At 64.4% G+C, this 18607-nt stretch carries 15 protein-coding genes and 2 riboswitches; of the genes, 7 read left to right on the forward strand and 8 right to left on the reverse strand.

The annotated features are described in order from the left end of the window. The 7 genes from ACYQ2U_RS05285 to ACYQ2U_RS05315 all read left to right on the forward strand — a co-directional run bounded on the left by ACYQ2U_RS05285 (position 1) and on the right by ACYQ2U_RS05315 (position 11150). Entirely contained in the window at positions 1 to 4509 is a 4509-nt protein-coding gene (locus ACYQ2U_RS05285) for a cobaltochelatase subunit CobN (RefSeq protein ID WP_459949305.1), read from the forward strand. A gap of 575 nt (positions 4510 to 5084) precedes the next feature. Next, on the forward strand, positions 5085 to 5510 hold the full coding sequence (locus ACYQ2U_RS05290) for a MotA/TolQ/ExbB proton channel family protein (protein WP_459949306.1): 426 nt from the start codon (positions 5085 to 5087) through the stop codon (positions 5508 to 5510). Beyond that, positions 5507 to 5887, forward strand: a complete 381-nt coding sequence (locus ACYQ2U_RS05295) for a hypothetical protein (RefSeq protein WP_459949307.1) — start codon at positions 5507 to 5509, stop codon at positions 5885 to 5887. Before ACYQ2U_RS05290 ends, ACYQ2U_RS05295 begins: the two co-directional genes overlap by 4 nt. Further along, positions 5884 to 7176 carry a cobyrinate a,c-diamide synthase gene (locus ACYQ2U_RS05300; protein WP_459949308.1) on the forward strand — a complete coding sequence of 431 codons (1293 nt, stop codon included), beginning with the start codon at positions 5884 to 5886 and terminating at the stop codon, positions 7174 to 7176. The genes ACYQ2U_RS05295 and ACYQ2U_RS05300 overlap by 4 nt, the downstream gene beginning before the upstream one ends. Next, positions 7173 to 7841: a 5,6-dimethylbenzimidazole synthase gene (bluB, locus tag ACYQ2U_RS05305; protein ID WP_459949309.1), complete on the forward strand. Its 669-nt coding sequence runs from the start codon at positions 7173 to 7175 to the stop codon at positions 7839 to 7841. The genes ACYQ2U_RS05300 and bluB overlap by 4 nt, the downstream gene beginning before the upstream one ends. A gap of 56 nt (positions 7842 to 7897) precedes the next feature. Further along, positions 7898 to 8085: riboswitch (cobalamin riboswitch) on the forward strand. Positions 8086 to 8193: 108 nt separating this feature from the next. Next, positions 8194 to 10311, forward strand: coding sequence for a TonB-dependent receptor (locus ACYQ2U_RS05310; protein ID WP_459949310.1), 2118 nt, complete (start codon positions 8194 to 8196; stop codon positions 10309 to 10311). Between the two features lie 15 nt (positions 10312 to 10326). Then, positions 10327 to 10521: riboswitch (cobalamin riboswitch) on the forward strand. Between the two features lie 125 nt (positions 10522 to 10646). Then, entirely contained in the window at positions 10647 to 11150 is a 504-nt protein-coding gene (locus ACYQ2U_RS05315; RefSeq protein ID WP_459949311.1) for a GNAT family N-acetyltransferase, read from the forward strand. 19 nt (positions 11151 to 11169) lie between these two features. On the opposite strand, the gene ACYQ2U_RS05320 is transcribed toward ACYQ2U_RS05315, so the two are convergent. The 8 genes from ACYQ2U_RS05320 to cobN all read right to left on the reverse strand — a co-directional run bounded on the left by ACYQ2U_RS05320 (position 11170) and on the right by cobN (position 18607). Then, positions 11170 to 11418, reverse strand: a complete 249-nt coding sequence (locus ACYQ2U_RS05320) for a hypothetical protein (RefSeq protein WP_459949312.1) — start codon at positions 11416 to 11418, stop codon at positions 11170 to 11172. Between the two features lie 36 nt (positions 11419 to 11454). Continuing rightward, complete coding sequence (locus tag ACYQ2U_RS05325; RefSeq protein ID WP_459949313.1) at positions 11455 to 11997, reverse strand: flavodoxin; 543 nt, start codon at positions 11995 to 11997, stop codon at positions 11455 to 11457. Between the two features lie 56 nt (positions 11998 to 12053). Beyond that, the gene (locus tag ACYQ2U_RS05330) at positions 12054 to 12386 is read right to left on the reverse strand and encodes a DUF2149 domain-containing protein (protein WP_459949314.1); all 333 of its coding nucleotides are present in this window, start codon (positions 12384 to 12386) and stop codon (positions 12054 to 12056) included. Then, the gene (locus ACYQ2U_RS05335) at positions 12383 to 12865 is read right to left on the reverse strand and encodes a MotA/TolQ/ExbB proton channel family protein (protein WP_459949315.1); all 483 of its coding nucleotides are present in this window, start codon (positions 12863 to 12865) and stop codon (positions 12383 to 12385) included. The genes ACYQ2U_RS05330 and ACYQ2U_RS05335 overlap by 4 nt, the downstream gene beginning before the upstream one ends. A gap of 15 nt (positions 12866 to 12880) precedes the next feature. Next, complete coding sequence (gene rpsD / locus ACYQ2U_RS05340; protein WP_459949316.1) at positions 12881 to 13498, reverse strand: 30S ribosomal protein S4; 618 nt, start codon at positions 13496 to 13498, stop codon at positions 12881 to 12883. Between the two features lie 68 nt (positions 13499 to 13566). Next, on the reverse strand, positions 13567 to 13785 hold the full coding sequence (locus ACYQ2U_RS05345) for a hypothetical protein (protein ID WP_459949317.1): 219 nt from the start codon (positions 13783 to 13785) through the stop codon (positions 13567 to 13569). Beyond that, entirely contained in the window at positions 13782 to 14654 is an 873-nt protein-coding gene (locus ACYQ2U_RS05350; protein ID WP_459949318.1) for a ChaN family lipoprotein, read from the reverse strand. The genes ACYQ2U_RS05345 and ACYQ2U_RS05350 overlap by 4 nt, the downstream gene beginning before the upstream one ends. Continuing rightward, positions 14651 to 18607 (reverse strand): cobaltochelatase subunit CobN, encoded by a 3957-nt coding sequence (gene cobN / locus ACYQ2U_RS05355; protein WP_459949319.1) that lies wholly within the window; start codon positions 18605 to 18607, stop codon positions 14651 to 14653. The genes ACYQ2U_RS05350 and cobN overlap by 4 nt, the downstream gene beginning before the upstream one ends.

Consider the following 18607-nt stretch of genomic DNA (forward strand, 5'->3'; position numbering starts at 1 on the left):
GTGAATCTGCGTCAGGGCTGGCGCAGCCTGCATACTGCTGCGCTGCTTGCCATGGCGATAGCCGTGTCCACGGCCCAGGCCGCCACCCTGTTTGGTGTCGTTACCGACCGGGCCGCCCCGGCAGCGGTAGATGCCGCCCGGCGCTATCTGGCCCAACACCCCGCCGACCGCATCCTGCTACGCACCCCGGCCCAAATCGTGGCCGCTTCCGACAAGCAATTGCAGCAGTGGCTGGGTGCCGACGCTGTACTCGTCGTCTCGGTCTTCGGCGATCCGGCGCGCCGCCTGGGGGAAGCCCTGACCCGCAGCAAAACCCCGCGCCTGCTGGCCATGAATGGCGAAGCCCGCCTCACCGCCCAGAGTCGGGACAAGGACGGTGACCTGTCCCGCTTTCCCGCCGACATCATCCGCGAACTGGCGGCGGAAGCGCCGGCAGAAAGCGCCCTGCAAGCCGCTGCCGCCAAGCCGGTAGCCAGCCGCTGGCTCGCTGCCCGTCGCACCTGGCAGGCCGGTGGCGGCGACAACATCGCCCAGCTCTACGATCACCTGCTCCACGGCAGCGTCCTGCCAGCCCCACAAGCGGAACCCAGCCTGCGTCTGCGGGTAGGTGACACCGAGCGCCTTGATGCCACCGCCTGGAACAGCCGCCTGCTGCCTGCCGGACCTGCCCTGGTGGTGCTGGATTTATCCAACATCGAGTCGGGCACCGCTGCCGCCCTTTGCGCCGAATCCCGCCGCCAGAATCTCCCCTGCGCCGAAGTGCTGACCCGCTGGGGCGGTGCATCCCGGGAAGCCATTGAGCGCATGAAGGAACTCATCACCCCCGCCACCCCTAGTGCCTTGGTGGTGGTGCAGGACTTCGTCGTTGGTGCCGCCGAAAACCGCGAAGCCGTCACCGAAGCCCTCAAGCAGCTCAACGTGCCGGTGCTGAAAGCCATCCGCCTCACCGACCGCACGGCGGCCCAGTGGCGACTCTCCCCCGAAGGCCTGCCGGTGGACTCGGTGCAGTACCGGGTGGCGCTGCCAGAGCTGCAGGGCATCGGCCAGCCCATCGTGGTCAGCGCCGTGGGCCGTACCGTGGCGGACAAACTCACCGGCATCGACATCCGCCAGACCGAGCCCATCGCCGTCGAAGTGCAGCGACTGGTGAGCCGCGCCAAGCGCTGGCAGCAACTGGGCGCCAAGCGCAACCAGGACAAGCACATCGCCATCGTCTATTACAACCACCCGCCGGGGCGACAGAACATCGGCGCCGACAACCTGGACGTGCCCGCCTCCCTGTTCCACATCCTCACCCGGCTCAAGGCCGAGGGCTACGACACCGGTACCCTGCCCGCCTCGCCGGAAGCTCTGCTGGACCAGATCATGGCCCGAGGGGTGAACCTGCCGGAAGACCAGGAAGCCCTGCGTCATCTGGCGCAAGAAGTGAACGGCGTGCCGGAGAAGGAATACGCCCGCTGGTTCGCCACCCTCTCGCCCCGGGTGCGCGGCGAAATGGTGGAAGGCCCCTTGGGCCGACTTCATGCCGAAGTGCTGGAAGCCGAGCAAGCCGGGGAAAGACGCCTGGGCCGCAAGCGGGTGGAAGTCATCATGAAGGAACTCCACCACTTGGCAGAAGGGGCGGATCATCCCAAACGGCAGGAGGCCATTGCCGGGCTGCGCAAGCTGGAGGCGGGTTATCTGGCTTGCCTCTCCGACCAAAATCCTCCCTCCGTTCGTCCTGAGCGTCGGGGGCAAAGCCCCCAAAGTCGAAGGACGAGTGCACGTACCGACTCCGATCAACAATCCTTCGACTCTGCGCCTACGGCGCGACGCTCAGGACGAACGGTAGGGAATTGTTCCAACTTGCTCCCCCTGAAAAACCGCATCGCCGCCTACGGCATCGAAGGCTTGCGGGGCTGGGGGCCGACGCCGGGCAAGGTGATGGTCTCCGGCGAACGCCTGCTGGTGCCGGGCCTCACCTTCGGCAAGGTCTTTGTCGGTGCCCAGCCGCCGCGGGGTTGGGAAGTGGATGAAGAACTGCTCCACGCCAATACCAGCGTGCCGCCGCCCCATCAGTTCCTCGCCTTCTACCACTGGCTACGGGACGACTTCCGCGCCGATGCGGTGGTGCATCTGGGCCGTCATTCCACCTACGAATTCCTCCCCGGCAAGGCCGTGGGCCTCACCGCCGACGACTATCCCAGCCTGATCGCCGCCGACATCCCCGGCGTCTATCCCTACATTGTGGATGGCGTGGGCGAGGGCATCCAGGCCAAGCGCCGAGGCCTTGCCGTGATGGTGGACCACCTGACCCCGCCCCTAGCCGCCACGCCCCTCTACGACCAGTTGCTGGAGCTACGCCAAGTAGTGGAAAGCTACGAGTCCTCCAACAGCGAAAGCCTCAAGGCCAACGCCGCCAAGATCATGCGGGAGAAGGTGATCGCCCTCAACCTCAAGGCGGAACTGGAAGCCTCCATGGCCGACGTGCTGGAAGTGCGCGGCATCGGCTTTGAAGACGCCGACGACGACCTACTGGCCCACGAAGTCGGCCACTACCTGACCAAGTTGCAGGAAAAGTTCATGCCCCACGGCCTGCACATTTTCGGCAAGGACTGGACCGAGGAGTCCCTGCGCCTGATGGCGGACTCCATGGCCCAAGTGATGGGCAATCAGGATGCCGTCATCAACCAGAAACTCAAGGATTCCCCCCGTCTGGAAATGGCCGGGCTGCTGGCCGGATTGAACGGCCAGTTCGTGCCGCCGGGCAAAGGCAACGACCCCCTGCGATCCCCCGACGCTCTGCCCACCGGGCGCAACTTCCACGCGGTGGATGGCGACATTCTGCCGACGCGGCTGGGTTTCAAGCTGGGGACTGATCTGGCGCAAAAGGCAACAGCACGGGACAGAAACCCATCGGGCGTAGCGAACATGAATAGTCGCCTCCCCCGCCCGGCGGGGGAGGACGGGAGGGGGTGCTCCTCTGGTCAAGGTGACTGCAACGCTTCCCCCGGAAGCGATGCAGTCATCCTTTGGGCATCGGACGCCGTGCGGGACGAAGGCGCCATGGTGGCCTTCTGCCTCTCCCTGCTGGGGGCCGAACCCGTATGGAACGCCCGGGGCATCGTCACCGATGTGAAGCTGGTGGCGGACGCCCCTCACCGGGATGTGATCGTCACCACCTCCGGCCTGTTCCGCGACCTTTACCCCAATCTGCTGAACCAGATCGACCGGGCCGGACGGCTGGCCCTGGCGGCGTCTGCCAATGCCCTGGTGCAGCAACACCCCGAACTCAAAGCCGCCCTGGAAACCGCCCTCGCCCCCATTGCCACCGTTGCCTGGGGCAGCCTTCCCGCCGCCAACAACGCATTGGCCCGGGCCTGGCTGCATCGCTACCAGCAACTGCGGGAACAGGGCCACGACGACCTGGACGCCGGTCGTGCTGCGGCCATGCGCATCTTCGGTGATCCGCCCGGCTCCTACAGCGCTGGGGTGAACCGACTGGCAGAACGTTCCGGTGCCTGGAAGGAGCGGGGCGAGCTGGGCAAGGTGTACCTCAACCGCATGGGCCACGCCTACGGCCTGGACGCCACGGGCGAAGCCGCCCACGCCGCCTTTGAGAGCGCCCTGAAGGGGGTGGCCCGCAGCTACCATGGCCGCGCCAGCAACCTCTACGGCCTGATGGACAACAACGACGCCTTCGATTACCTGGGCGGCCTTTCCCTCGGCGTAGAAGCCCTGACCGGCCACCGCCCCGAGGGCCTGATCCTGCAACACGCCGACCCGGCCCACCCGGCGGTAGAGCCCCTGGCCACAGCCCTCATGAGCGAACTGCGGGGCCGCTACCTCAACCCGGAATGGCTCAAGCCCCTGATGCAGCACGGCTACGCCGGAGCCCGCACCATGGGCCAGGAATTCCTCGAAAACCTCTGGGGCTGGCAAGTAACGCGGCCCGATCTGGTACAGCAATGGGCTTGGGACGAGGTGAAGAGCACCTATTTCGATGACAAGCAGAAGCTGGGCTTGCCCCAGTTTCTCGCCCAGGGCCACAACGCCCACGTCAAAGCCCAAATGCTGGCCATCTTCATGGTGGCGGCGGAGAAGGGTTTCTGGAAAGCCGACGACGCCACCGTGAAAAAACTGGGCAGCGAATTGGCCCAACTGGTGGCCAAAAACGGCCTGCCCGGCAGCGGCCACACTGCCCCTAACCATCCCATGTGGCAATGGCTGTCCGCCAAGCTGGATGCCGCCGATGCCCAGGCGCTGGGCGTGGTGTTGGCGAAAGCACGGGGGGAGAACGTGATGGCCTATGTGCCGGCTATGCCCACGGGGCGGACTGCTACGAAGGGCGCGGTTGCCACGCCAGCTGCGACAGCAGAGGTTACGGCTGAGGCTGTCGAAGCAGCGCCGGTACGGTATTACGAGCTGCATGAGGCGGCGAAGGATGAAGCGCCTGCGGTGCCGGTGGGTTTGTTGCTGGTGGCTGGTGTGGGGCTATTTGGCTTGGGGTTCTTGCGGGGGCTTAAATGAATTTGGTTTTGGTTCCTCCGCTCGGGCTTTGCCGGGTCGCGCCCCGACTGGCGCCCTACTTTCTTGCTGTGCGGCAAGAAAGTAGGCAAAGAATCGCACCCTGCTGCCCCGGCCCTGCGGGCTTCCCTCCCTCCGGCGGTTTCACCGGGCTGGCCGCTAAACTCGCCTACGGCTCGAACAACGCGGCCAGAATTCCCCGGGGAAACCACCTCCGCTCGGCGGGGCAGAAGGGGTTTGACTTTCTCCGTGGCAAGCGAACGGCGCATCCACGAAGCTCCCGAATCCCCTCTGTCGAGCCGGTGATGCAACGCGGGAAATGGGGCTTTCCGGGCTTGCTGTCCGAGCCGCAGGCGAGTTTGCAAGACCGGCCATTTCACGCTTTGCAGCGCCGGGTAGCCCGCAGGGCCGAGACGGCGGGGAACGTTTCTTTGCCTACTTTCTTGTCGTTTGACACGAAAGTAGGGCGCCAGCCGGGGCGCGACCCGGCAAAGCCTCCACGAAGCCCATAGCAACACCCCAAGACAAGCCTCACAACGAAGCCCGACAACACCCCACAGAACCCATAGGCCCCCACCATGACCCATTTTGCCTGGCTCCACGACGCCATCACCTGGCTCCTCACCCCCGCCCTCGCCGCGCTCCTCTTCGGCTGCGCCGTCGCCGCCGTTGAATCCGGTATCGCCCTGGGCGAACGGCTCTCCGGCCTCAAAAAACTCAAGGCTTGCGGCGACGTGGCCAAGGTGCAGCGCATTGCCCGCCGCCGCCTGGAACGCAGCGACCTGCTCTCCCGCATTCCCCCCATGCTGGGCCTGATGGCCACCATCATCCCCCTCGGCCCAGGGCTCGCCGCCCTCGGTCAAGGCAATCCAGCCCAGCTGGCCTCCGCCGTCACCGTGGCTTTTGACGCCACCGTGCTGGGGCTGGTAGCGGGTATCGCCGGGCTGGTGATCGGCAAGCTGCGCCGCCGCTGGTACGAAGAATTGCTGGAGGCCATGGAATGAGCTCGGACGCCATCGACCACCTGAACCCGCCGCGCAAGAAGCTCAAGCTTTATTCCAAGCTGGACGCCGCTTTCGACGATCAGGACGAAGATCCCCGCGCCAGTCTGGTGAATCTGGTGGACGTCATGCTGGTGTTCGCCTGCGGTCTGCTGGCGGCCCTGGCCGCAGGCAGTCAGGCCCAGTTGAAAGCGCCCCAGACGGTAGAAAAAGGCCAGGAGATCGAACGCCCCGCCAGCGGCCAGCAACAGAGTGGCGCCGGTTACGACCGCGTGGGCGAAGTGTTCCGCGACCCCAAGACCGGTAAGCTGGTGCTGATTGAACCTGACAGCAAAGCCGGTGCACAATCCGCCGCCCCCGCTACCGCAAAGCAACCATGACCGCCACGTCCCTCGCCTGCCCCGCCCTGCTGATTGCCGCCCCCGCATCCGGCCAGGGCAAGACCACGGTGGTGGCAGCCCTGGCCCGGCTGCATACGCGCCTGGGGCGCAAGGTGCTGGTGTTCAAGTGCGGACCGGATTTTCTCGATCCGCAAATCCACCAAGTGGCCAGCGGCGCTCCCTGCGAGAACATCGACTTCCGCATGTGCGGCGAAGAAGACGCCCGCTGGCGACTGGCCCGGGCCGCGAAAGAGGCGGACCTGATTTTGGTGGAAGGGGTCATGGGCATCCACGATGGCGAACCCTCCGCCGCCCAGCTGGCACGGCACCTGGGCCTGCCTGTGCTGCTGGTGCTAGACGCAGCGGCCATGGCCGGTAGCTTCGGCGCGGTGGCTTGGGGTTTGAAACATTACAAAGAAGGCGCCCCCATCAGCGCTGTGCTGGCCAATCGGGTGGGGAGCGAATACCACGGCCAACTGTGCCGCGAGACCTTGCCCGACGACATCGCCTGGTACGGCGCCCTGCCCCGGGATGCCAGCGGCGAACTACCCGAGCGCCACCTTGGCCTGCTGCCCGCCGCCGAGATTGCAGGGCTTTCCGCCAGCCTGGACCGCATGGCTGATGCCCTGGCCGCCACACCTGCCGCCGAACTGCCCCCGGCAGTGAACTTTGCCGACGCCGACGCCCCGCCCTTACCGCCCCTGCTGGCGGGCCGCAACATTGCCGTGGCGCGGGATGCCGCCTTCTGCTTTGCCTACCCGGCCAATCTGGAATGCCTCACACAACTGGGCGCCACCCTGACCTACTTCTCGCCCCTGGCAGATCAAGCCCTCCCCACCTGCGATGCCGTCTGGTTGCCCGGCGGCTACCCGGAACTCCACGGCCCCGCCCTGGCCGCCAACCACGCCATGGCCACTGCCCTCAAAGCCCATGTAGCAGCGGGCAAGCCCCTCTTGGCCGAGTGCGGCGGCATGATGGCCTGCTTTGAGCAACTCACCACGGTGGATGGACAAAGCCACGCCACCTTCGGCCTGCTACCGGGCAACAGCACTATGCAAAGCCGCCTCGCCGGGTTGGGCATGGTGGCGGTGGAACTGCCCGAAGGCGCCATGCAGGGCCATACCTTCCACTACTCCACCAGCAGCAGCACAGCCCCCGTCATTGCCACCGCCATCAAAGCCAAGGGCAAGGGCGGCGAAGCGGTGTACCGCCAGCAGCGGCTCACCGCCAGCTATATGCACTTCTACTTTCCTTCCAATCCGCAAGCCACTGCGAGGTTGTTCCTATGAGCCATCGCTACGCCGACGACGCCCTGGCCGGGGTCTATGCCGCCATTCATCAACGCCGCGACATCCGCGAATTCTCCGGCGGCCCCCTGCCCGAGGGGCTGCTGGACCGGCTCTATCAGGCAGCCCACGCCGCGCCCTCAGTGGGCTATATGCAGCCCTGGCGCCTACTCCACATCACCGACCTGGCCATCAAAGCGGGCATGGTGGAGATCGTCGAGACCGAACGGCAAGCCACCGCTGCGGTGCTGCCCAGCCGTACGGCGGAATTCCTCAAGCTCAAGGTCGAGGGCCTGCGCTCCTGTAGCGAGATTGTTGTCGTGGCCCTAATGGACGGCTGCGAAAAACACATCTTCGGCAAACGCACCCTGCCGGAAATGGCCCTAGCATCTGCCGCCTGTGCCATCCAGAACATGTGGCTGGCGGCGAGAGCCGAAGGCATCGGCCTGGGCTGGGTGTCCTTCTTCGCGCCCGATGATCTGGCCCGGCTGCTGAAGATGCCAGAAGGCGCCAAGCCCATTGCCATTCTCTGCATCGGCCCGGTGGACGAGTTCCCCGAGCAACCCCTGCTGGAAACTCTTGGCTGGGGTAGCCGCCTCAAGCAGGAGGATTTCGTCTTCGAAAATACGTGGCCGGAGCATGCCCAACCGACACCAACGGCCTATTGATCTGACCGAATGATTCAAACCTTGTCGCCCCTGGTCCCGGCGACAAGGCGCTGTACCCAGACCGAAACGCAACAGGTGTCCGCTTGTTCGCAAGCGGATGAAACGGGAAGCAGGTGAGAAGCCTGCGCTGCCCCCGCAACGGTAAGGAAGTGCGGAACCATCAAGACGCCACTGGGCACATGCCTGGGAAGGCGATGGTTCAAAACTTCCGAGCCCGGAGACCGGCCTGTTGTCCAACGCCTTTGCCGCAGGAACAAAGGTATTAACGACGGATGCACTGCGGGGTGCGAAATCGGGGGACGGTACAAGCACGGCCCTCCGATTTCATCCGGTGCTCCATGGTGGAGTTTTTATGCTTCGTAAAACACCCGGGCGCACGTGCGCCCATCATTCCCGGCCGGGCCGTATTGCTTTGCTCTCCCTGCTGAGCCTGCCCCTGCTAGCCAAGGCCGCCGGGATTCCCACTTTGCAGGAAATCACCGTCACAGCCTCGGGACAGGACATGGTCGGTCTCGCCGACTCGGCCACGGAAGGCACGGTCACCGCCAAGCAACTGGCAAACCGGCCCTTGCTGCGACCTGCGGAGGTGATGGAGTCGGTGCCCGGTCTGACCGTGACCCAGCACTCCGGCGACGGCAAGGCCAATCAATATTTTCTACGCGGATTCAATCTCGATCACGGCAGCGACTTCGCCACCTCGGTGATGGGGATGCCGGTGAACATGGTCAGCCACGCCCACGGCCAGGGCTATATGGACCTCAACTTTCTGATTCCCGAACTGGTGGGCAGCCTTCGTTATCGGAAGAGCGTCTATGCGGTGGATGATGGCGACTTCAGCTCCACCGGTTCCGCCCGCATCGACTATCAACGCAGTCTCGCCGCCCCCTTTGCCGATGTTTCGGTGGGGCAACATCAGTACCGGCGGGCCCTGGTTGCCGGCAGCCGAGAACATAACGGCCTGCAATGGCTGGGAGCGGCCGAACTGGCGGGCAACAACGGTCCCTGGGATCAGCCGGAAAACCTGCACAAGGCCAACGGCGTCCTGCGCCTTTCTTCCGGCACCGCCAGCAACGGTTTCTCCCTCGCCGCGATGGCCTACCACTCCACTTGGGTTGCCAGCGAGCACGTGCCGGAGCGGGCCATTCTCTCGGGCGAGATCGGTCGTTACGGTACGCTGGTGGCCAACGATGGCGGCATCACCCATCGCAACAGCCTCTCGGCGGAATGGGCCAGCACTGGCGACACATCGGCCTGGCGCGGCAATCTCTGGCTGGTCGACTACGGCCTCAATCTGTTCAGCAGTGCTTCCGGCTACATCAGTGGCGCCCAGGGCGACCAACACGAGCAGGCCGACCAGCGCACGATACTGGGCGGGCAACTGGAAGGCCGCTTTTTCTTCGGCCCCGACTTGCGCGACACCGAGCTGGCGCTGGGCAGCCAGTTACGCCACGACAATATCGGCACCCTGGGTCTCTACAACACGGTGGATCGAGGCAGAACCACCACGGTGCGGGAAGACCGGGTACGGCAAACCGCCACGACTTTTTACAGCGAAGCCAAGACCCAGTGGCAACCCTGGCTACGCAGCAGTGTCGGTCTGCGTTATGACCGTATCGATGCCGAAGTCACCGCCACCGGCGGCACTTTCAACATGAGCAATGGTGGCAATGCCTCGGCCAGCCAAACCAGCCCCAAGCTCGGCTTGGTGATCGGCCCCTTTGCCCATACCGAGCTCTATGCCAATTGGGGCCGCGGCTTCCATAGCAACGACGCCCGCGGCGCCACCAGCCGGGTCGATCCTGCCACCGGCAACAGCATTGCGTTGGTCCCCTTGATCGTTAAATCCACGGGTAGTGAACTCGGCCTTCGTACCACGCCCCTGCCCGGTTGGCACAGCAGCCTGTCCCTATGGCAAATGGACCTGGCCTCGGAACTGGTCTTCATTGGCGATGCAGGCATCACCGAACCCCGTGGCAGTTCCCGCCGTCATGGCCTGGAATGGGCCAATTATCTGAGCCCGCGCGAGGGATTGGTGATTGATGCGGACCTAGCCATCTCCCAGGCCCGTTTCAATGCCCCGATCAATGGCGGCAACCACGTGCCCAACGCGATTCCCCTGGCCGCCTCCCTCGCCGCCAGTTGGGATCGTTGGGGAGAACAGGGACGCTGGTCCGGCGGTATTCGTCTGCGCTACATCGGTGCCTATGATCTGGAAGAAACCGGAACACAAAAATCCACCGCCTTCTGGCTCACCAATCTCAAACTGGGCTACCGCCTTGATCCGCAGATGAGGCTGTCCCTCGACATCCTCAACCTGTTCGATCGCAAGGCCAACGATATCGAGTACTGGGGTGGCTCCTGTACCCGGCTGGAAGGCGGCGGCTGCAATGGCGGCAACGGCATCGACGGTCGCCTGATTCATCCGTTGGAGCCACGCACCCTGCGCCTGGGTTTGCGCGTTACCTTCTGATAAAGATTTTTTGATTTGACGTAAGACACAGCAGGTGCCTCCTCTTCTTGCCAAAGAAAGGAGGTGAAACGGGAAGCAGGTGAGAAGCCTGCGCTGCCCCCGCAACGGTAAGGAAGTGCGGAACCATCAAGACGCCACTGGGCACATGCCTGGGAAGGCGATGGTTCAAAACTTCCGAGCCCGGAGACCGGCCTGCTGCCTGGAGCCCTCTTGCTGAGGGCGTGTTCAACTTAACCGTCTGCGGGGTGCGGATGGCGATGGTGCAAGCCCGACGGCTCCGGCCGACGGACGTTTCCCTGTCGCCGATCCATCAGGCGGTCAACACGGAAACCACCATGCCTTTTCAATTACTCGACTCACGGCCAGCGACCACCACCCAGCCCGACCCCCTTCACCTGCACTTGCGGCAACTGACGGAAGCGGACCGCGCCGCGGCCGCTCGCCATCTCCACAGCCTGGATCGCGATGACCGCTATGACCGCTTCGGCAGCGCCCTCAACGACGCCGGCATCCGCCGCTATGTGGATTCCATGGATTTCGTCCGTCATGGCCTGTTCGGCGTACTCCACCGCCCGCCCGGTAGCGACCCCCTTCTGGCCGGACTCCTTCACCTGGTGCCCTGGGCGCAGCGGGCGGAACTGGGGGCCAGCGTGTTGCCGCCCTATCGCGGCCAAGGCCTGGCGAGCGCCCTGTTTGCCGCCGCCCTCAGCCATGGCCGGACCCTCGGCATCCGCGAAGTGGTCTGCGTATCCGGCCATCCGGCCGTACCGCGCATCTGCCGCCGCATCGAATGCCCGATGACCCCTTGGCCCAACAGCGGTTGGTTGCTGTTGCCCTAGGAGGTAAGGAACTTCGTCGTCAGTGAGGACGGGGGGCCGATGCGGGTTCCGCCGTTTCCGGAAAGTGTTCCATCTGGGCCTCATGCCAATCCTCCAGCACCTTGAGGCAAGTGGCGCGGATTTCCGCAGGCAGGGTGGGCAGCTCGGTCATCTGGTGCAACTGGCGGATCACGTTGCGCATCCGCCCACGGCAGACGCCGACGGTGGCGGCCCGGGACAACAGGTAGATGGTGCGGGCGATCTGCTGATCTGGCGAGGGTGTATCCATGGTCGCATCCTTTATGGGCAAGGCGGGTCAATCCCGTTACACGGGCAGGCCGAGATCCGGGGCGATCTGGCGTAGCCAGACGTCGAGCCGGCCTTCGGTCAGCTCGGCCTGGTTGTCCTGGTCGAGCACCAGGCCGACGAACTTGCCGTCCACCACAGCCTCGGAATGTTTGAAGGCGTAACCGTCGACAGGCCAGGAGCCCACCACCCGAGCACCCCGATCGATCACGAAGTCGTGCAACTCGCCCAAGGCGTTGACGAACTCGTTGGCGTAGGACTTCTGGTCGCCCAGGCCGAACAGGGCCACGGTCTTCCCGCCCAGGTCCAGATCGGCCAATCGCTCCAGGGCTTCTTCCCAGCTCTCTTCTTCGCAATCCGCCGACTGGCCGGGCAACTGGCCATCGCCCAGGGTCGGCGTGCCGAGGATCAGACAATCGTAGGCGGCGACATCCTCCGCCGAAACCCGGTTGATGTTCACCGGCGTCGCCATCACCTCGTCGCCGAAACGTTTTTGAATTGCCTTGGCGACCTTGCGGGTGCTGCCGCTGCTGGTGCCGAAGAAAATGCCGATCCTTGCCATGGTGCTTTCCTTTCAATGTGGATTAACAGTCGATGTATTTCACGTATCCGGTGCGCCTAATCCTTGCCTTCCGGCACATAGACGATGGAGCCGTCCTTCATGCGATAGGCCGTACCGGCCTTGTCGCCCTCGCCCTGGCCGATGTTGCCGCTGGCCTTGTAGTGCTCGATCTTCTCGCCCTTCTTCACCACCATTTCCATGGAAGGCTTGCCCGGATCAGTGATGACGGTGACGTCCTGTTTGGAGAAAGGATTGAGCAACGGGTTTTGCGCCACGGTGATGAGCAGGGCGGCGATGATGACGAGGAAGATGTCGATCAGGTTCACCACCGAAAGGATCGGGTCCTCACTCTCCGGTTCGTGCAACAGCTTGAGCTTGCCGCGACTCACGTCGGACTCCGGCGGTTCTCGATTTCCAGGATTTCCTCCGCCAGCCAGCGGCGGCGCACGTTCACCACCCAGTAGGTGATGCTGGCGGCGATCAGGGCCAGGATCACGGCGGAGAAGGCCACGGTAAGGTTTTCCGATACCGAGGCCAGATTGCCATCGGACAGGGACTTGAGGGCTGGCCCCATGGGGATCATCGTGGCCACCAGTCCCATCATCGGCGTCACTCGGCTGGCGATGCGGGGCGCCTCAAGGAAGCGATGGGCCAGCAAATCCAGGTCGTCGCCGTCCAGATGGGGATTGCCGGCGTAGGCCTGGACGAGGGGCCTGGCGCCGCCGCGACGGCGGCGCCAGGCGTCGAAGGCGAAAGCGCCCAGCACCCAGAAGGCGTAAAGAAACAGGACGACGATCAGCACCAGCACCGGCAGCAGAAATAATTGCGAGAGCCCGTACATGGACTGCTCCAGCAGACGAGACATCATGGCGAAACTCCGAATTCAGATGCGGGTGGCGTAAAACTCGACCACCCGTTGCAGGTCGAGGGGGAAGGGCGCGGAATCCCGGTCCGGCAGATGGGCCAGAGTGGCAAGGCTAGTCGTCTCGTCGTAGGCGATCCACTCGGCGCGAATCAAAGCTGGGTCCGCCAGGCTTGCCTTGACCAGATCGTGCTTGCGCCCCTTCTCGTTGGGACCGAAGCGGTCGCCCACATTGACCCGCACCGAGGGAATGTTCACCCGCCGCCCATTCAATTGGATGTGGCCGTGGCGTACCAGTTGGCGCGCGGCCGGGATCGTGGGCGCGAAGCCGGCGCGAAACACTAGGTTGTCCAGGCGACGCTCCAGCAACTCCACCAATTTGTCACCCGTGGCACCCCGGTCCTTGCGGGCCTGGAGCACCAGGCGCCGCAACTGGGTTTCATTGAGACCGTAGTTGAACCGCAGTTTCTGTTTTTCGATCAACTGTTGACCGAACTCGGACTTGCGCCCGGCCACCTTGTGGGCGCCGTGCTGGCCAGGGGGATTGGGCCGGTTGGCGACCGCCTTGCGGGTCAGGCCGGGCAATTCGGTACCTAAAGCGCGCAGCACCTTGAGGCGGGGACCGGTATAACGGGACATACAACTTCCTTTCTTTCAAGACAGGTGAAATTTCCGGGGAAGGGACTCCCCTTGCGGCAATGGGGTGCTTATGTGTCGGTTGAGGATCTCCCCTCTGCGACGGGCTTCAACCTCCGGGTCAGCCACCCGGCGAACAGAACGATGAACACCCCCATCGCGCCGACGATGCCGAGGGAAGGATTGCCGAGGAAAATGCCGAACAACAGACAAAGGGCGAACAGCACCCCATGAACCCACACGGAGACCAGGTCCAGGAGGAAGGACAACAACGCCATCGTTTTTTTCATCGCCCCTCCTTGCTACCGGCGACAGTGCCGCCCAGCACCTTGGCGCAGGGATCGGCACGAGCGGTCGCTGCCGTGAACCAGACCAAGTCGTAGGTGGCGCCGTCATAATCCTGGGGCTTGTCGCGCCCCTCGACGACCTCCAGGTACGCGATGGCCAGGGCATCGTCGCCGTTCCGCAGATAGCGCGGCACGGCGCGATCACGTCGCACATGCCCGGCACCGGCGATGAGTACCGCGCCATCGCCCGGCGCCGCTTCGAGACTGGCGGCCATGTGTGCATCCCGCGCCCGCTGAGCGGTCACCAGCCCCGCCAACATCGGCGGCGGCGGTCGCTGGCCGCAGTGGCCTTTGACAATGTCCTGTTCCAACGCCGTCAATACAGGGGCGGGGAAATCCGGCAACGACGGCTGCACCTCTCCCATGACGATGCCCTTCGCCGTGGCCCTGGACAAATTGGCGGCTCGCAGGGACCAACCCCGTTCTGCCGCGAAGGCAATCAAGTCCCGGTAGAAGGGCCAACGCCAGCCCTTACGGTTCAACTGGCCGGCATCGGCCAACACTTCGGCATCACGACTGCCATTTTGCTGGGCAGCGGACAAGGCGGCCTGGTGCTCGCCGTCAAACTGCTCCAGTGCCAAGGCAGGATGGCGGCTGTGCTGGGCCAGCGCCGCCAGCGCCTCTCCTTGCAGGCGATGGTGTACGGTGCTGTCGTGGGACTCGCCCAGCAGTACATAGCGGCTCGACGCGGCCCGGTCGTAGGCGACCTCGGGCGTGATGAATACCTGGTTGCGGACGTCCCAGATCCGCCCCTCGAGGGGATGGCCCCAGGCCAGCAGCGGCAAGAAGAACAACAGCCATGCCTTGCTCATGATCGCCCCCAATCCATGGCAATGTTTTTTCGCCGTCGCCAGCCGCCGCCGAGAAAAGCCAGCAGCAGCAATGCGAGCAAGCCGTACTGGGCCAGGTCGGTCGGGGACATCTCGGCGGGCGAAACCTTCTCCAGGCGCAGGCCCTGAATGGGCGGCGGAACCTCCGTCGTTGGCGCCGCGGCTTCGGCGTTCGCCTGGGACGCGGGCTTTGCCCCGGCCTCAGCCGCCACCGGGGCGGCTAGGCCGTAACCGACGTACTGGGCAAAGCGGGTATTGTCGCTTTTCACGTCGAAACGCTTGGCCAGGTCCCGATAGCGTTGCTTGAGTTCATCGAGGGTCGCCGCATCGGTCTGCCAGTAGCCCTGGCGGGCGGCCTCCAGCATGCGCTCCATGACCTGGGCCAGGGCGTGGGGATTTTCCCGCTCGAACCATTGCTTCAAACCCAGCTTGTGTTTGTCGCGCACATAGACGTCCACCAGTTCCTGCCATTGGTCGTCGCGCACGATCTCCCGCGCGACGGCGGTCCAGCCCCAGAAATTGTTGGTGGCGTCGAGCACTTCCAGGGTGCCCGAATAACCCTCGGCCATCAGGCCTTTGATGTAGCCAGGATGGAACTGGCGGGTGGCCATTTCCTTGGCGAGGAATTGGGCGGCACCTTCCACCCGGCCAGAACCATTGCCGCGCAGGTTGGAAATGTAGAGTTCCGGCGCCTTGCCATCCAGGTGGCGCACCGCCAGGGAAATGCCGCCCAGGTACTGGAAGGGATCGTCGGTGGTGAGCATGCCGTAGAGATTGGAGGTGCGCGACAGCACTGCGCCCTCCGTGCCCCTCAGTTGCTCGGCGTAGAGATTGACGCCCGGCAAGGTCTTGCCCCATTCCTTCTCGTCCGGCCCCACAGCGTACTGCATCTTCGCCAGGTACAACTCCGCCAGTTTGCGATCCCCTTCCTGCTTGCCTTGCCAGGTATCGGTGGCCAGGGTGGCATCGTCGAGACCGGTCCCGTAGCTACCTTCGCCGGCGGTGAAGATTCGTGTCTGACCGGCGCGTCTGGCCACGTCGGCCGCCACGCCCCGTTGCTCCAGACGCCGGGCAATGGCCTTGGCATTGGCGGCCACCGGGTTGTCGGCCTCGTCGGCTTCCGCTGCCAATTTGGCCGCCGCTGCCAGCCACTTCATCACGTTGGGAAAGTGATCGCGATACAGGCCGGTGGCGGACAGCACCACGTCCACCCGGGGTCGCCCCAATTGCGTCCGGGGCACCAGCTTGACGCCGGTAACCTGGCCGCCGGTACTCCACTGGGGCTCGACCCCCAGGGCCCAGAAGGCCTGGGCTTCCAGCAGACCCATGTGACGCATGGTTTCCACCGACCACAGGGCGAAGGTGAGTTTTTTCGGCGTCCGGCCGGTTTGCCGACGATGGGCGGCCAGGAGATTTTCCAGAGCCTCCTTGCCGGCAGCCCAGGCCTGGGGCGTGGGCACGCGGGAAGGATCGAAGCCGTAGAGATTTCTACCGGTGGGATAGGCGTCGGGATTCTTGATCGGATCGCCGCCGTAGGCCGTGGCGAGATGCCGCCCCGCCAGCACGGCCAGCAGACCGGCCTGCTCTTCCATTGCCCCCAGGTTGCGATACCAGCGCCTTGCCTGGTCGATGCCCTGGCGCAAGGTTTCGGGCAAGCCAGCGCTGGAATCGTCGGCGACAACATAGCGGCGCAGGAAACGATAGGGCTCGGTCTCCGCCATTTTTTCGTAGTCGCCCACCAGGGTTTCGTCCACATCCTCAGCCTTGATGCCGGCATGGGCGGCCACCCCTTCCCAGAAGGGCTTGCCCAGCATCATCAGCACCGTGCCCAAGCGGTACTGCTCCTTCGGCGCCCGGCCGAAGGTGTGCAAGCCCAGGGGCTGGGCGGTCTGGGACAGTTCGTGCAGATGGGTGTGCAGCTCGTCGATGAAGACGGGAAACTCGCGCCGCAGCCGTTCCGGGTTCCAACCCATATCCTTGTCGAGGTGTTTTTTCTCCACCCCGGCAACCAAGTCGGCCTTGAGCTTTTCCTTCACCGCGCCTTCGTCCTGAGCCAGCCAGGCGTGGAGCAGATCGTGCAGTTGGGTCAGCGCCTCATGCAAGCCCGCCGGCACGAAGGGCGGGGTTTGGTGGCTGATGGTGACGGCGCGACCGCGACGCTTGGCCTGGATCGCCTCGCCCACGTCGTCCACGATGTAAGGGTAAGCCACGGGCACGTCCCCCACCGCCAACATGGGATAGTCATAGATCGAGAGGCCCCGTTCCTTGCCCGGCAGCCATTCCTGGTTGCCATGGGTGCCATAGTGGATGAAGGCATCTGCACCGAAGCCGGAAGTCGTCGCCCCCTGCTGGCGCTGCCGGGCCCAGAGATAGGCAGCGAGGTAAAAGTGGGATGGGCCGGCCTTCATTGAGTGATAAATGGCCTTTTCCTTCTCCTCCCACTTTTCGCCCCGGGGCGGCTGGCTGAAAAGCGCCACCTTGCCCAGCTTGAGGCGCGGAATCACAAAGTAGTCGCGGCCATGGCGGTGTATCGCCATGGCGGATTTTTCCGGTTCACCCCAGCGTTCCAGCATTTCCTTTTGCAGCGGTATCGGCAAGGTAGCGAACCAGGCTCGGTAGTCGGCCATGGGAAACAGTTCCGCCAAGTCGTCCCGCAGCAATCCCTCGACCTCGCCGTCCCGATAGTAGGGTGCCAGCAAGCGTTGCAGCAGATTGGTCAGCTCCCGCTCGCCAGGCACGGAGGTATCGTAGCCTTCGGCCTTGAGGGCGGCCAGGGTGCCCATCAGGCTGGCCGGCAAATTGAGGAAGGAGGCGGTGAGGTTCTTCTCTCCGGGCGGATAGTTCCAATAGACGATGGCGAGTTTCTTGTCCCGGTTGGGCAACCGTTGCAGCCGGCTCAGGTAGATGGCCTTGTTCACCACAGCGGCGGCCTGGGGCACGATGGGCACGATTTGCTCGTCGCCCTTGCGCACAGCAGCGGCGATCTGGATGTCGGTTACGCCGGCGTACTCGGCCTGCGCCAGATAGAAGGGAACGTCCAACAGATTGATCCCGGCGGGATCGGCGGCCCATTCTGCGGCATCGCCGCGCCGATAGGGAATGGCCTGGATCACCGGCAGGCCGAGGCCGTCGTAGATTTTGCGCCGTCCTTCGGCGTCGAGCATGATCTGAGTGTTGATGACCACGTCGGCGACGGGCTTACCCCTGATCGTCAGCAGGGGCGTGATCGTGTCGTCCCCGCTCAAGGTGCTGTAAAAGGGCATGGGCACCGCTCCGGCGGCTTCGATGCGGGCGATCAGGTCGTCGATGAAAGCGGTCTGCTCGGTGGAAATGTATTGCTGCAACAAGGCGATGGCGATGACGGGGGGACGACGCTCTCCGTCCGCGTTCTTCCAGCGCAGGTAAGCGGCTGGTTCGGCGAACACCAACCCCGGTGCCTTAGGGTGATAGAGGCCGGCCTTGGGAAAGACGATGGGCGCGTCGATCCCGCCGAAGGAACGACCCTGTAGCTGGGCTGCCGTCGTGCGGAAGAACCCTTCGTAATTGCGCCGACCGCCGTTGGCGTAGTAACTCACCAAGCGCTTGGCCGTGGCGTCGGGTAGCCCCTGCCAAGAAGGGTTTCCCTCCCAGGCCCAGAGCAAGGGCCCCTTGAACCCGGACAGGGCCTTGTTCAATTTCCCCTGCACATAGTCCTGCTGATAGCTGTCGATCACCACCAGGTCGTGGCCGCGCAACAGGCTGGCATCCACATCCGCCGGCAGCTTGTCTACATAACGCGATTCGACGGAATACCCCAAGGGTCGGGCGATTTCCGTCAACAGGCGAAACTTCCCCGCCGACACGTTGTTGGTGGCGAGGAAGAGAATGGAAGCGGCCTGGGCCGGAACGACCCAGGCGGCCACAGCCAGAAGAATCCAGCGGAATAGTCGAGGCAT

It is taken from the genome of Denitratisoma sp. agr-D3 (assembly GCF_054658675.1).

Coding starts and splice junctions, on each gene's coding strand:
- ACYQ2U_RS05335 (WP_459949315.1), bottom strand. CDS start 12,865: ATGATGTCTCGTCTGCTGGAGCAGTCCATGTACGGGCTCTCGCAATTA.
- ACYQ2U_RS05290 (WP_459949306.1), top strand. CDS start 5,085: ATGACCCATTTTGCCTGGCTCCACGACGCCATCACCTGGCTCCTCACC.
- ACYQ2U_RS05345 (WP_459949317.1), bottom strand. CDS start 13,785: ATGAAAAAAACGATGGCGTTGTTGTCCTTCCTCCTGGACCTGGTCTCC.
- ACYQ2U_RS05325 (WP_459949313.1), bottom strand. CDS start 11,997: ATGGCAAGGATCGGCATTTTCTTCGGCACCAGCAGCGGCAGCACCCGC.
- ACYQ2U_RS05300 (WP_459949308.1), top strand. CDS start 5,884: ATGACCGCCACGTCCCTCGCCTGCCCCGCCCTGCTGATTGCCGCCCCC.
- ACYQ2U_RS05295 (WP_459949307.1), top strand. CDS start 5,507: ATGAGCTCGGACGCCATCGACCACCTGAACCCGCCGCGCAAGAAGCTC.
- bluB (WP_459949309.1), top strand. CDS start 7,173: ATGAGCCATCGCTACGCCGACGACGCCCTGGCCGGGGTCTATGCCGCC.
- ACYQ2U_RS05315 (WP_459949311.1), top strand. CDS start 10,647: ATGCCTTTTCAATTACTCGACTCACGGCCAGCGACCACCACCCAGCCC.
- ACYQ2U_RS05320 (WP_459949312.1), bottom strand. CDS start 11,418: ATGGATACACCCTCGCCAGATCAGCAGATCGCCCGCACCATCTACCTG.
- ACYQ2U_RS05350 (WP_459949318.1), bottom strand. CDS start 14,654: ATGAGCAAGGCATGGCTGTTGTTCTTCTTGCCGCTGCTGGCCTGGGGC.
- cobN (WP_459949319.1), bottom strand. CDS start 18,607: ATGCCTCGACTATTCCGCTGGATTCTTCTGGCTGTGGCCGCCTGGGTC.
- rpsD (WP_459949316.1), bottom strand. CDS start 13,498: ATGTCCCGTTATACCGGTCCCCGCCTCAAGGTGCTGCGCGCTTTAGGT.
- ACYQ2U_RS05310 (WP_459949310.1), top strand. CDS start 8,194: ATGCTTCGTAAAACACCCGGGCGCACGTGCGCCCATCATTCCCGGCCG.